This window comes from Bradyrhizobium sp. (genome assembly GCF_036735945.1).
In the GTDB taxonomy this organism is placed as follows: Bacteria; Pseudomonadota; Alphaproteobacteria; order Rhizobiales; family Xanthobacteraceae; genus Bradyrhizobium.
Genome location: NZ_DAINNI010000024.1, coordinates 18,745 through 31,514 on the forward strand (window position 1 = coordinate 18,745; position 12,770 = coordinate 31,514).

Sequence of the window (12,770 nt, forward strand, 5' to 3'; positions counted from 1 at the left end):
GCTGCTGTTATGCCGCTGATTTGGGGGAAAACGGAAGCGGAATATTTCTGATTCTCAGCAATTTCAGGCTTGACGTAGTTTCTGAAAATCGGAAGTGAGTTGCCCGTCAGGCAATTGCGCCCCTTCCGCACGGCATGGCCTCTGCCGAGCTAGCCCTGGCTCGGTTGTCCATGGTCTCCTGACAGATACCGGAGGACCTTCTCCAACTCCGGGATAGCCGGCAACCCCTTTGCCGCAGCTTGCCTGGAGCACCATGGGTATGCCTGCAGGTTGGCCATCGCTATGTCCAAGCCCTGTCTGCGCCCCTCCGCGAAGCATTCGGCAATTGCCCTCGCGACGATCTGAACATCGTCGCAGGAGAGCCGTTTGAGCGGAGCCAATGAACGTACGATCTGACGACCGCGTATCAGGTCCATCTCTGTAACACAGGACGGTTTGATCGGCATGGCCGCAACTCCAGAACCGCGGGGATGCGACGATGCTACCGTGGTTGGTAGTATCTCAGGTATGCGTTTGTACAGCCGGAGGTTCGCTTGGTCCGAACCTGCTGCATTGCTCGCTGCCGAGACGCCGCCCGGTTGATGGTGGGCACGTCGCTTGCGCTCCTTTGTCCACCCTACGGCTCCGGAGACTTACTCCGCCGCCAATTGCCGTGGCGCCGGCGGCGGGCTCGCAAGGTCGGCGGTGAGTTGAGCGTGGCGGGCTTTGGCGTCCGCAACCGCCTTCTCCTTCACCGGACCGTAGCCGCGGATACGATCGGGCAAGGACAACAGCTCGACAGCGGTGTCGTGCGTGACCGGCGACAGCAGGCCGAGCACGGTGGCGACGTCCTTCTCGTAACTCCCTATCAGCTCGCGCTCGAGCTTGCGGTCGGCCGAATAGCCGAAGATGTCGAGCGGCGTGCCGCGCAGGACGCGCAGTTTTGCCAAGGTCCGGAACACGGGCATCATCCAGGCGCCGAAGGCGCGCTTCTTCGGACGTCCCAGCGCGTCCTTGCCGCCGCCGAGGATCGGCGGCGCCAGATTGAAGTTGAACTTGAAGTCGCCTTCGAACTGGTCGCGGAGCTGCCGTTCGAAGCGGCCGTCGGTGAACAGACGCGCCACCTCGTACTCGTCCTTGTAGGCAAGCAGCTTTGCATAGTTGATCGCGACCGCGCGCGGCAGCGCCTCACCATGGCCGCCATCGATGGCGGCATTGCGGACCTTGTCGACCAGCTTGCGGTAACGCTTGGCGAGCCGTCCGCCCTGGTAATCGGTCAGCAGGCCCGTGCGATGGGCGATGATCTCGTCGAGCGACATCGCCTCCAGCGTCTTCGCCGGAACGACGGCGTCGTGATCCTTCATCATCTCCTTGAACCGGGCCGGCTCCGCGGCGGCGAGCCGGCCGAGCTGGAACGCCTGCGTGTTCATCTTGATCGCGACGCCGTTGACCTCGATCGCCTGCTCAATCGCCTTCGCCGACAGCGGCAGCAGGCCACGCTGATAGGCGTAGCCCAGCATCATGATGTTGGTGGCGATGGAGTCCCCCAGCAGCGCTTCGGCCGGCGTGGTGAAATCGAAGAACGAGGAATCCTTGCGCAGCTCGGTTTCCAGCACCGCGTTGAGCTTGCGGGTCTGGAAGTTGAAGTCGCGGTTGAGGATGAAGTCCGCGGTCGGGATGACGTGGCTGTTGATGATGCCGACGGTGCGGGCGGCCTCGCACAGCGTCACCATCTCCTTCGATACCGCGACCACCTCGTCGGCCGCCATCACGAGATCGGCGGTGCCGGTGACGATGCGCGAACAGGTGACGTCGGCGGTGTGCTCGGAAAGGCGCACATGGCTGAGCACCGCCCCGCCCTTTTGCGCCAGACCCGACATGTCGAGGATCATGCTGGCCTTGCCCTCGATATGCGCGGCCATGCCGAGCAGCGCGCCGATGGTCAGCACGCCGGTGCCGCCGACGCCGCCGACGGCAATGTTGTAGGGCCGATCCAGCGACGGGAGTGACGCAGGCTCCGGCAGGTCGCCGATATCGCCGAGGTTTGCCGGCGCGCGGCGGCGCGGCTTGCCGCCGTCGATGGTGACGAAGGACGGGCAGAAGCCCTTGATGCAGGAATAGTCCTTGTTGCAGGTCGACTGGTTGATGGTGCGCTTGCGGCCGAGCTCGGTTTCGAGCGGCTCGACCGAAATGCAGTTCGACTGCACCGAGCAATCGCCGCAGCCTTCGCAGACCGCAGGATTGATCATGATGCGGCGCGCCGGATCTTCCATCAGGCCGCGCTTGCGGCGGCGGCGCTTTTCGGCGGCACAGGTCTGCACGAAGACGATCGCCGAGGTGCCCTTCAGCTCGCGGCAGGTCTTCATCACGTCCTGCAGCTCGTCGCGATGCGCGGTCTTGACGCCGGGCGCGATCTCGGAGGCCGGATAGGCGTCGGGATTTTCCGAGACCAGATAGATGTTGCGGATGCCTTCGGAATGAAGCTGGAAGGTGATCTGCTGCGGCGACAGCTCGCCGTCGACATGCTGGCCGCCGGTCATGGCGGTCGCGTCGTTATAGAGGATCTTGTAGGTGATATTGGCGCCTGACGCGATCGACTGGCGGATCGCCAGGCTGCCGGAATGGAAGTAGGTGCCGTCGCCGAGATTGGCGAACACGTGCGCTTCCTTGGTGAAGGGCGCGACGCCGACCCACGGCACGCCCTCGCCTCCCATGTGGGTGTAGGTCTCGGTGTTGCGGTCCATCCACAGCGCCATGAAGTGGCAGCCGATGCCGGCAAAGGCGCGGCTGCCTTCCGGCACCTTGGTGGAGGTGTTGTGCGGACAGCCCGAGCAGAAATACGGCGTGCGGGTGACGGGCGCGACCGCCTGCATCTGGGTCGCCTGCCGGCCGTTGAACCAGTCGGCCTTGGCGCGGAGCATCGCGGCGATTTCGGGATTGAGATTGAGCCGAAGCAGCCGTTCGGTCAGCGAACTCGCGAGCGACGCGACCGAAAGCTCGGCGGCGAAGGTCAGGAAGCGCTTGTCGTGGTCGTCCATCTTGCCGACGATCCGCGGGCGGACGTCGTCGCGCCAGTTGAACAGCTCCTGCTTGACCTGGTTCTCGACGATCTCGCGGCGCTCCTCGACGATGAAGATTTCCTCGAGGCCGACGGCGAAATTGCGCACGCCTTCCGGCTCCAGCGGCCAGGGCATGCCGATCTTGTAAAGCCGCAAGCCGATCCTGGCGGCGACCTCCTCGGTGATGCCGAGTTCGCGCAGCGCCTGGCGGATATCCTCGTAGCTCTTGCCCGACGCCATGATGCCATAGCGGGCATTCGGCGAATCCATGGTGATGCGGTTGATCTTGTTGGCGCGGGCAAACGCAATCGCGGCATAGCCCTTGTGGTCCTGCAGGCGCAGGTCCTGTGCATAACGGTCGTCGGGCCAGCGCAGATTGAGGCCACCCGGCGGCATCTCGAAATCGGAGGGGATGATGAAGGGCTTCATCTCGTCGGTGAGGTCGATCTCGGCCGTGGTCTCCACGGTCTCGGTGATCACCTTCATGCCGACCCAGCAGCCGGAGTAGCGCGACATCGCGATACCCAGCAGGCCCATCTCGATCATTTCATGGATGCTGGAGGGATAGAGATAGGGCATCAGCGCGGAGATGAAGGCGTGGTCCGACTGATGCGGGACGGTGGAAGATTTTGCGCCATGGTCGTCGCCGGCCAGGCACAGCACGCCGCCATTCTTGGCCGAGCCCGCGGTGTTGCCATGCCTGAAGACGTCGCCGCAGCGGTCGACGCCCGGGCCCTTGCCGTACCAGATGCCGACCACGCCATCATAATTGGCGCCGGGCGACAGGTTGAGCTGCTGCGAACCCCAGACAGCGGTGGCCGCGAGGTCCTCGTTCACGCCGGGCTGGAACTTGATGTTGTACTGTTCGAGATGCTTGCGCGCGGCGAAGAGCTGCTGGTCGTAGCCGCCAAGCGGCGAGCCGCGGTAGCCGGAGATGAAGCCGGCCGTGTTCAGCCCCATCGCGCGGTCGCGGCGGATCTGCGCCATCGGCAGGCGGACCAGCGCCTGGATACCTGTGAGAAAGATGTGGCCGGTGTCCTGCGTATATTTCTGATCGAGACTGATCGGACCCTGGTTGATTCCCATTGCAGCCCTCTTTGTCCTTGAGCCCTGATCGGGACGACTGTTTTTTAGCTAGTCATCTGAGCTTGTTAGAACCAGTCTACGTCGGATTTTTCCGGGCGCGCACTACAAATCTCGTAGCCAAGGCCGCGCCGGCAAAAGTCGCAACTTCGTGCCGGGAATAACGGCGCCGCATTTCGGTTTGTGTCGTCCGGGAGCCCCGGCGCGAAACGGCATGACATCCCTCTTCCCTCCGTTTCGCGCTATAACGCCCCGGGAAGCCAGATGGTGCAGGACCATGAGGACGATTCTAGCCGGATTGCTTTTGTGCGGTGCATTCGCCGTCGCCGCCGGCCACGCCCAGTCCAGGATCGAGCCGGGCCATGAGGCGACCGCAGAGGACATCGCGCGCGGCAAGGCGCTGACCGAGGCCGGCGATTGCGCAAGCTGTCACACCGCCGATCCGGCAAGGCCGTTCGCCGGCGGCAAGCGCATCGAGTCCCCCTTCGGCGGCATCTATTCGGCCAACCTGACGCCGGATCGCGAGACCGGGCTTGGCGCCTGGAGCGACGACGATTTCCACCGTGCCCTGCGCCTCGGCGTCGCGCGCGACGGCTCGCGCTACTATCCGGCCTTCCCCTATCCGCATTTCACCCGGCTGACCCGCCAGGACATTCTCGCGATCCGCGCCCATCTTGCGACGCTGACCCCGGTGAGCAATCCGCCGCGTGCGCCGGAGCTGCGCTGGCCGTTCAACTGGCGCTTTGTGATGCGCGGCTGGAACTGGCTGTTCCTGACGCCGGGCTTCCTGATGCCGGACCAGATGAAGAGCGCGGAGTGGAACCGCGGCCGCTATCTGGTCGAAGGCGTCGCGCATTGCGGGTCCTGCCACACGCCGAAGAACATCTTTGGCGCGGACAAGCGCGGCGAGAAGTTCGCCGGCGGCTTCGTGCAGGGCACGCCCGCTCCGCGGCTCGACGCCGGCGAACAGGGCGGTCTGAAATCGTGGAGCGTGGACGACATCACCGAGTATCTGCAGCGCGGCCGCAACGGCAAGAGCCAGGCCGGCCGCCTGATGTCGGAGGTGGTGACGAACTCGACCTCGAAGATGAGCGAAGGCGACGTCCGCGCCATGGCGGTTTATCTGAAGGATCTCCCGAAAGGCTCGCCATAGAGTTCCTCATCGCTGCTCGTCGGTGAAGACGAATTTCGGCATTTCCCACATGCCATCAGGGGTTCCAACATTACGGGGCTGCAATTTGGCGCGGAACATCCGCCCGCGCCAACAATTAGCTTTGGGATGCAAATGGAGGACCGATTCATGGCATACCAGCCCAATCCGAACGATCCCTATCGCGCCGGCATGAGCGACGAGGAAATCCGCCGCCAGGCGCACCTCGACAGTCTCGATAACGAGTTGCGGGCCGATCCCGTGCCTGCCGAGGAATCCTCACCGAGCGGCGCCAAGGTCACGATGTTCGCGGTTGCCATCGCCGTCGTGCTCGGCGCGCTGTTCTATGGTCTCAACAACACGACCCTGAACCAGGCCGGCACCACGCCGCCGAACCAGACCGCGCAGACCACCCCGGCCAACCCCGCTGCGCCTCCGGGCATGCGTGACGTAACGCCGAAGGCCAACACCCAGCCGGGAACCACCACCGGCGCCGCGACCAATCGCCCGACGCCGCCGTCGCCGAACCCGACCGGCACCGAGGTCGATCGTTCCAAGCAGTAATGACTGATCGTTGCACGACAAGCAGCGGGCCCAACGGCCCGCTGTTTCTTTGTATCGTGTCGGACGTTCTAGCCGAACATCTTGTTGAGTTCGCCGCCCGGATAGCCATTGGCGAACTCGCCAAAGGTGCCCTGCTCCGCCATCTCCTTCGATGCCTTCATGAAGCCGGTCCACGCCATTCGCGCCAGCGCGCCGCCGACGCTGATGCGGCGGACGCCGAGGTCGCCCGCGACTTTCAGCGACGGGCCGGCCGCGCCGACCAGCAGATTGACGGGTCTTGGATGCACCGCCTTGACGACCGCCGAAATCTCTTCCGCCGTCGAAATGCCCGGCGCATAGAGGCAATCCGCGCCGGCTTCGGCGTAGGCATTCAGCCGGTCGATGACGAGCTTGAGATCCTTCTGTCCGCGCAAAAAGGCCTCGCAGCGGCCGGTGAGCAGGACGCCGCTGTTGTCGGCATCGATCGCCTGCCGCGCCGCACGGATGCGCTCGACCGCCAGCGCGCGATCGAACAGCGGCTTTGCATTGTCTCCGGTGTAGTCCTCGATCGACAGGCCGGCGACGCCGGTCTTCACCGCGCGGGCGACATTGACGCCGACCTTGTCGGGCTCATGCGCAAAGCCGTCCTCGAAATCGGCGTTGACGGGAATGTCGACGGCGGCACAGATCGCGGCGAGATGGTCGCAGACGTCGTCGACGGTGACGCGGTTGTCGGGTTTGCCGAGCGTCCAGGCAAAGCCGGCGCTGGTGGAAGCCAGCGCCTTGAAGCCGAGATGCTGCAATGCCTTTGCGCTGCCGACATCGAAGGGATTCGGAATGATGAAACATCCGCTCTCATGCAGCTTCCTGAATGCGGCGCGTTTGTCAGCAGTTGTCAGCATGGGTCTTTCCCCCGTTGTTTGTTGGCGCCGCCAACATAGGAACGCGACGCCCGCTTCGCCAGACGCATCACGTCTCGACCTTGCGCAGGAATGTCCGCTCTTCGCCGAGGATGAATTGGTGCTCCTCGGCGAAATCGAAATTGGCCCTGCCTTCGCTGTCCGCGCGCAGCCGCGCCCGGTAGCATTCATATGAGGCAAGGCTGTCGAACGAGATCAGCGCGAACGCGATGTTGTTGGTGCCCTCATGCGGCATCCAGTAGCCGATCAGGTCGCCGCCGTGCTTCGGGATGATGGTGAGCCAGTTCCTGGAATATTGCTCGAACAGCGCGCGCTTGAACGGGTCGATCCGGTAGCGGATGAAGACGGTGATGGTCATGATGTTCTCCAGTGCCTCGCCGTCACAATACCCGCTTGCCTGACTTCTATGCTTCGGCTATCATCGAACTATGAAAGCAGGTCCCGACATTGCCGTGGTCGCTTCGCTGGTCGGCGATCCCGCGCGCGCCAACATGCTGACCGCGCTGATGACCGGCCGCGCGCTGACCGCGAGCGAGTTGGCGCAGCAGGCCGGCATCACGCCGCAGACCGCAAGCTCGCATCTCGCCAAGCTCGAGGCCGGCGGGCTGATCGAGCCGGAGAAGCAGGGCCGTCACCGCTACTACCGCCTCACCGGCCCCGATGTCGCGCATGTGCTGGAGGGACTCGCGGGCCTCGCCGAGCGCGCCGGCCATACCCGCGTGCGCACCGGGCCGAAGGAACCGGCGCTGCGGCGGGCGCGGATCTGCTACGACCATCTCGCCGGCGATCTCGGCGTGCAGATGCTCGACAGCATGCGGCGGCAGAAACTGGTCCGGCAGACCAAGCAGGCGATCGAGCTCACCGGCGAAGGCCGGCGCTTCATGGCCGAGGCGCTGCAGATCGACACCGATGCGCTGACGCATCCGCGCCGTCCGGTGTGCAAGGCCTGTCTCGACTGGAGCGAACGCCGTCATCACCTCGCCGGCACGCTGGGCGCTGCCGTGATGAAGCGTTTCACCGAACTGAACTGGGCGGCGCGCGACACCGCGCCCGGCAGCCGCGTCGTCAACTTCACCCGCACCGGCGAAAGGCGATTTGCCGCGTTGTTCGGGAGCGAACCGGCATAGCCTTCGCGAAGTTTTCCGGCGGGAACCGCGACGTCTCTGGTGCGCCCTCATGACAACGGGCGACATTCATGTTCCATTCAGCTATTCGTGAATAGGTTCCGAACCGTGCCGCGTTGCGGCCAGGAACGGGAGAAAACATGAAGTATCTTTTCGCAGCAGTTTTGGCCCTGGGCACCGTTGCCAGCTTCAGCGCGGCGGAAGCCGCAGGCGGATGCGGCCCCGGATGGCACCGCGGTCCCTATGGTGGTTGCCAGCCCAATCGCCGGGCCATCGTGGTTCGTCCGGCTCCGATCGTGGTCGCGCCGGCTCCGGTCGTCGTGGTGCGGCCCGGCCGCGTGTGTCCGGTCGGCACCGTGTGGCGCTATGGGCGCTGCCGCGTTTACTGATTTCTTTTTCAGGCAACGAAAAGCCCCGCTCGCGCGGCGCGAAGGCGGGGCTTTTTTATGCACTCACACTGGCGATGTCTTACCAGTAACGACGGCGCCAGTAGCGGCGACGCCAGCGACGGCGGCGGCGATGCCAGCCCCAATAGCGGCGGCGGCGCCAACCCCAGTGCCGGCGACGGCGCCAGCCCCAGTGACGGTGGCCCCAACCGCGATGATGGCCACGGCCCCAGCGCACCTCTTCAGGCGCGAGCCGATCGACCTCCTCACCTGATGTAACGGCGGGTTGCGCATCCTTGTTGGCGCGGAGCCTGGCGTCGTCAGGCAGCGGCGCCGGCATCAGCGGCGCGGCGTGCGCGCTCGCGGCGAGGGCTGCGCCACCGGCGGCAAATCCAACAGCGAGTTTCAGAAAGTGGCGGCGTTCCATCACATCTTCTCCTCCGTTTGCTGTGTGCTTGAGAGAAGAGTTTCGATGCGTTTAGATGAACGCGCGCTGAACTTCGCATTCAGGCTTCTCGCGAGCGGAACAATTGCTGCGGCTGCCGCATTCCTGCATCATGCGCAGTTGTAATGGCTATGCGACAAGTTCCTCGGCCAGCACCAGCAGATCGCGCGTGCGCGTGACATCAGGCCAATCGCGATTGAAATCGTCGATCAGGCGTTTCAAGTGCGGCCCCTCCATCGCGCGATCGAGCGCGGCCTTGTCGGGAAACCGGTACATCGCCTGATGCAGCGACGGATCGCTGACGCTCCAGTAACGCCACGCCTTCACCGCGCCGAACGATTTCACCGCGTCCGGCAGATGCTCGCGCGAATACCAGGCGTCGAACGCCGGGCGTTTGGCGGGATCCGACACCGTGGCGCGGACGACAAAGAACGCTGCGGGCATTCTGGTTTCTCCCTTGAAGTCGGGTGGATTGGCGCACCCGACGCATCCATCAACAAGCAACTGTCATATGCTCTGTGATATCAAGGCCGCGCGCAACGCGTTATCCGAGGTATCACCCATGCTGGCCCGCCATTGCTCCGCCCTTTTGTCCGCGCTCTGTCTCCTGGCCGGGGCCTTGCCCGCGGCGGCGCAGGACATCGCCCTGCCCCGCGAGCCGCAGATCGGGCCGCGGCCGTTCTATCTCGTCGACAAGATGAAGGATGGGCCGCTGAAGACGCAGCTTGCGCAATGCACCGGGCCGTTTCGCAAGACCGACTTCTCGATCGGCCATCGCGGCGCGGCGCTGGAATTTCCCGAACATAGCAGGGAGTCCTATCTGGCGGCGGCTCGCATGGGCGCCGGCATCATCGAATGCGACGTGACGTTCACGAAAGATCGTGAGCTGGTCTGCCGTCACTCGCAATGCGACCTGCACACCACGACCAACATCCTCTCGGTGCCGGAGCTTGCCGCCAAATGCACCCAGCCGTTCAGCGCGGCCGACCCGGCCACGGGCAAGAAGGCGTCGGCCAAGTGCTGCACGTCGGACATCACGCTTGCCGAATTCCGCCGCCTGACGGCCAAGATGGACGGCTTCAATGCGGATGCGAAGACACCGGAGGAATACCAGAACGGCACGCCGCGCTGGCGCACCGACCTCTATGCCAATTCCGGCACGCTGATGACGCATGACGAGAGCATCGCGCTGATCAAAAGCCTCGACGCGAAATTCACGCCCGAGTTGAAGGCGCCGGAGGTGCCGATGCCGTTCGACGGCGACTACACCCAGGAGAAATATGCCAGCCAGATGATCGCGGCCTACAGGAAGGCCGGCATTCCACCCGATCATGTGTTCGCGCAAAGCTTCAATCTCGCCGACGTGCTCTATTGGGTGAAGACCGAGCCGGAGTTTGCCAGACAGGCGGTCTATCTCGAGGAGCGTTATGAAAAGCACGGTCTCGATCCCGGCAAGCCGGAGACGTGGAAGCCGTCGATGGCGGAATTGAAGGCGCAGGGCGTCGCCATCCTCGGCCCGCCGATCCCGATGATGCTGACGCTTGACAACAACAAGGAGATCGTGCCGTCCGCCTATGCCAAGGCGGCCAAGGCCGCCGGGCTGGAGCTGATCGGCTGGTCGCTGGAGCGCGACGGTCCGCTCAACAAAGGCGGCGGCTTCTATCACCGCCCCATCAAGGGCGCGATCGACCGCGACGGCGATACGCTGACCGTGCTGGACGTGCTCGCCAAACAGGTCGGCGTCCGCGCCATGTTCTCGGACTGGCCGGCAACGACGACGTTCTATGCGAGTTGCATGGGGATGAAGTGAGGGATTCGCAGGGTGGGTTAGCGCAAGCGTAACCCACGACGATCTCGATGCGCGGAAAGTCCGGCGGTGGGTTACGGCTTCGCCTAACCCACCCTGCGACGCCGGACTACGCCGGCTCCAGCCCTAGCGCCTGCCCGACCTCGATCCAGGTCGGCAATTCGCGCTGATACAACGCATTGCTTTCCTTGAATCCGATCGCCGGCTCCAGCGCAAACGTTGCGAGGACTTCCTTCACCTTCGGATCGTTGTTGGCGGCGACGCAGAGCTCCGACAAGCGATCGACGATCGGCTGCGGCGTCGCCTTCGGCAGCGCCCAGCCCGAGAAGCCGCTGACCGTGAAGAATTTCGACGTCGCGCCCTGCTCGGGCAACGTCTTGACATCGGGGATCGCGGGAACCTTCTTCGAATGCACGGCGAAGAGGATGCCGTTGTTACTTTGCAGCACGGCCTGCGCCGCCGTGTAGCTGCCCATCGCGACATCGAGTGTGCCGTCCATCAGGCCGGTCCACATCGGCGCTTCGCCGCGGTAGTGGATCGGCTCGATCTTCAAGCCATACTGCTTGTTGAGCTCGTTGATCGTCATGTGCGGCGCCGAGCCGGCGCTGTAGGTGCCGAAATTCACCTGGCCCTTCTTGCGCGCGAATGCCACGAAATCGTCCAGCGTCTTGACGCCGGACGCCTTGCTCGCGATCAACAACAGCCCGGCGCCCGGAATGACGCTGACGAGCGTCAGGTCCTTGTCCATGTCGTAGCCGGGATTCTTCATCATCACCCGGTTCATCACATAGGTGGTCGAGATCGAGCACAAAATCGTATGACCATCCGGCGCGGCGCGCGCGACTTCCGCAGCCCCGATCGAGCCGGAGGCCCCCGCCTTGTTTTCGACCACGACGGTCTGCCCGACCTGCTTGCCGATGTAATCGCCGAAGGCACGCGCCAGAAGGTCGGTCTGCCCGCCCGCCGGGTAGCTGCAGACCATGCGGATGTTGCGCGACGGCCAGGCGCCTTGCGCGTACGCGCCGCGCGAGATGAACGGCAGCGCGACAGCGGAAGTACCGGCAGCGATGAAATGGCGGCGGTTGAATTTAGCGGGCATAGTTCCTCCTTGATTTTGCAAGGAAAGTACCTCATCGCCCGGCTTCTGCCATATGCGAATGCCGGGACAGATTGGCGCACCATACGAACGCCGGCCTGCGACATATGACGCGCAGGCGCCGGCTCGATGATAGGCGCCAGAAACGCCAGCCTATTCGCTGACCGGCCGTCGCGTCGGCGTGATCTGCGTCGGCGCTGATGACGTTTGTTGTGGGCGGGGCTGCAGGCGCGCCGGCGGACGCGCCTGCACTCTCGCTTCGGTCGACGCAAGCGCCGGCGCCGGCTTGCGCGCCGGATTGGCGGCCGGCAGCGGCGGAGCAACTGGCCTGCGCTGATTTTGCTCGGAAACGCCGGCGATTGCCCGCGCCGTCTGCTCCCGGCTCTCCTTGAGCAGTTCGGCATTCTCGGCATTTTCGCGAGCCAATGCCTGCTGGCCGGCCTTGAGCTGCTCGATCTCTTGCCGCACGTTGGCAAGATCGCGCGTCAAGGTCTCAAGCAGTTCTGTCGTCTCGGCAGGAACCGATAGCGGCGGTTGCGAAACGGTCGTATCAGCCGCGGCGAGTTGAACGGCAGGCGCCGCCGGCTCGGCCGCAGGCTTCGGTGCTTCCAAAGACGGCGGCAGGGCCATAGCCAATTGCGGCGCCCACCGCGCGATCACCGGCCTTGCCGTCTCGCCATAGGAATGCCACGCGAAAGCAGCACTGCAGATGCCCGCGGTCAGCAGCAGGGCGATGAAGCCGCGCAGCACCGGCCTGCCGCGCGACGGCCGGCAAGATATGTTCTTCCGCGCGCTGTCATTCTCCAGCCTGGAAATCTGTGCATTGAAGCGCGCGAGTTGCTCATCCGCGAGAGCGATCTGTTCGTAAGCATGCGCGAGCCGTTGGTCGGCGCGCGCCGCCAGCTCCGCGTCTTGCGTAGACAGTCCCGGGCCAGCGTCGCGTTGGGCGGTTGGGCTGATAGTCGCCGCGGAATCCATGAATGGCCTCCTGCCAGTTTTGCCGTCAACTGGACGGGCGTTCGTCTGATTGTAGACACTCCCTACCGTCGTTTTGACCAAAGCAAGGCTGGAGAATGGAAAGTATAGGGCTGATTTTGGGCGAATAGCCCTTCGGGCAGGCCTGGCAGAACACTGGCGTCGTGCGGGACTGCCGCCTTTCGCAGCCCAGCAAGAGTGCC

11 protein-coding genes and 1 pseudogene are annotated in these 12,770 nt (G+C 64.3%); 5 read left to right on the forward strand and 7 right to left on the reverse strand.

What is annotated here, in order from left to right; translation table 11 throughout:
* Positions 1-632: 632 nt before the first annotated feature.
* Positions 633-4,124 carry an indolepyruvate ferredoxin oxidoreductase family protein gene (locus tag V7E26_RS11255; protein WP_324415757.1) on the reverse strand — a complete coding sequence of 1,164 codons (3,492 nt, stop codon included), beginning with the start codon at positions 4,122-4,124 and terminating at the stop codon, positions 633-635.
* 274 nt (positions 4,125-4,398) lie between these two features.
* Here V7E26_RS11255 and V7E26_RS11260 point away from each other — a divergent pair.
* Both V7E26_RS11260 and V7E26_RS11265 read left to right on the forward strand, forming a co-directional pair.
* Positions 4,399-5,259: pseudogene (locus V7E26_RS11260) on the forward strand (c-type cytochrome); the annotation flags it as partial.
* A gap of 162 nt (positions 5,260-5,421) precedes the next feature.
* A complete protein-coding gene (locus V7E26_RS11265; RefSeq protein ID WP_324415759.1) occupies positions 5,422-5,835 on the forward strand; it encodes a hypothetical protein in 414 nt (137 codons plus the stop codon).
* Between the two features lie 68 nt (positions 5,836-5,903).
* Here the strand turns inward: V7E26_RS11265 and V7E26_RS11270 are convergent, their stop codons facing one another.
* Both V7E26_RS11270 and V7E26_RS11275 read right to left on the reverse strand, forming a co-directional pair.
* Positions 5,904-6,716 (reverse strand): isocitrate lyase/PEP mutase family protein, encoded by an 813-nt coding sequence (locus V7E26_RS11270; RefSeq protein ID WP_324415761.1) that lies wholly within the window; start codon positions 6,714-6,716, stop codon positions 5,904-5,906.
* A gap of 67 nt (positions 6,717-6,783) precedes the next feature.
* Positions 6,784-7,092 (reverse strand): NIPSNAP family protein, encoded by a 309-nt coding sequence (locus tag V7E26_RS11275; protein WP_324415763.1) that lies wholly within the window; start codon positions 7,090-7,092, stop codon positions 6,784-6,786.
* A 70-nt stretch (positions 7,093-7,162) separates the two neighbouring features.
* Between V7E26_RS11275 and V7E26_RS11280 the strand changes: the two genes are divergently transcribed.
* Together V7E26_RS11280 and V7E26_RS11285 are read left to right on the forward strand one after the other, a co-directional pair.
* A complete protein-coding gene (locus V7E26_RS11280) occupies positions 7,163-7,861 on the forward strand; it encodes a metalloregulator ArsR/SmtB family transcription factor (protein WP_324415764.1) in 699 nt (232 codons plus the stop codon).
* A gap of 137 nt (positions 7,862-7,998) precedes the next feature.
* Entirely contained in the window at positions 7,999-8,247 is a 249-nt protein-coding gene (locus V7E26_RS11285; RefSeq protein ID WP_324415766.1) for a GCG_CRPN prefix-to-repeats domain-containing protein, read from the forward strand.
* A 79-nt stretch (positions 8,248-8,326) separates the two neighbouring features.
* Here V7E26_RS11285 and V7E26_RS11290 read toward each other — a convergent pair whose 3' ends face one another.
* Positions 8,327-8,671, reverse strand: coding sequence for a twin-arginine translocation signal domain-containing protein (locus V7E26_RS11290; protein ID WP_324415768.1), 345 nt, complete (start codon positions 8,669-8,671; stop codon positions 8,327-8,329).
* Positions 8,672-8,818: 147 nt separating this feature from the next.
* Positions 8,819-9,133: a hypothetical protein gene (locus V7E26_RS11295; protein WP_324415770.1), complete on the reverse strand. Its 315-nt coding sequence runs from the start codon at positions 9,131-9,133 to the stop codon at positions 8,819-8,821.
* Positions 9,134-9,251: 118 nt separating this feature from the next.
* Between V7E26_RS11295 and V7E26_RS11300 the strand changes: the two genes are divergently transcribed.
* Entirely contained in the window at positions 9,252-10,499 is a 1,248-nt protein-coding gene (locus V7E26_RS11300; protein ID WP_324415772.1) for a glycerophosphodiester phosphodiesterase family protein, read from the forward strand.
* A 106-nt stretch (positions 10,500-10,605) separates the two neighbouring features.
* Here V7E26_RS11300 and V7E26_RS11305 read toward each other — a convergent pair whose 3' ends face one another.
* Positions 10,606-11,595, reverse strand: coding sequence for a Bug family tripartite tricarboxylate transporter substrate binding protein (locus V7E26_RS11305; protein ID WP_324415773.1), 990 nt, complete (start codon positions 11,593-11,595; stop codon positions 10,606-10,608).
* A gap of 150 nt (positions 11,596-11,745) precedes the next feature.
* Positions 11,746-12,570, reverse strand: a complete 825-nt coding sequence (locus V7E26_RS11310) for a hypothetical protein (RefSeq protein WP_324415775.1) — start codon at positions 12,568-12,570, stop codon at positions 11,746-11,748.
* Positions 12,571-12,770: the final 200 nt, after the last annotated feature.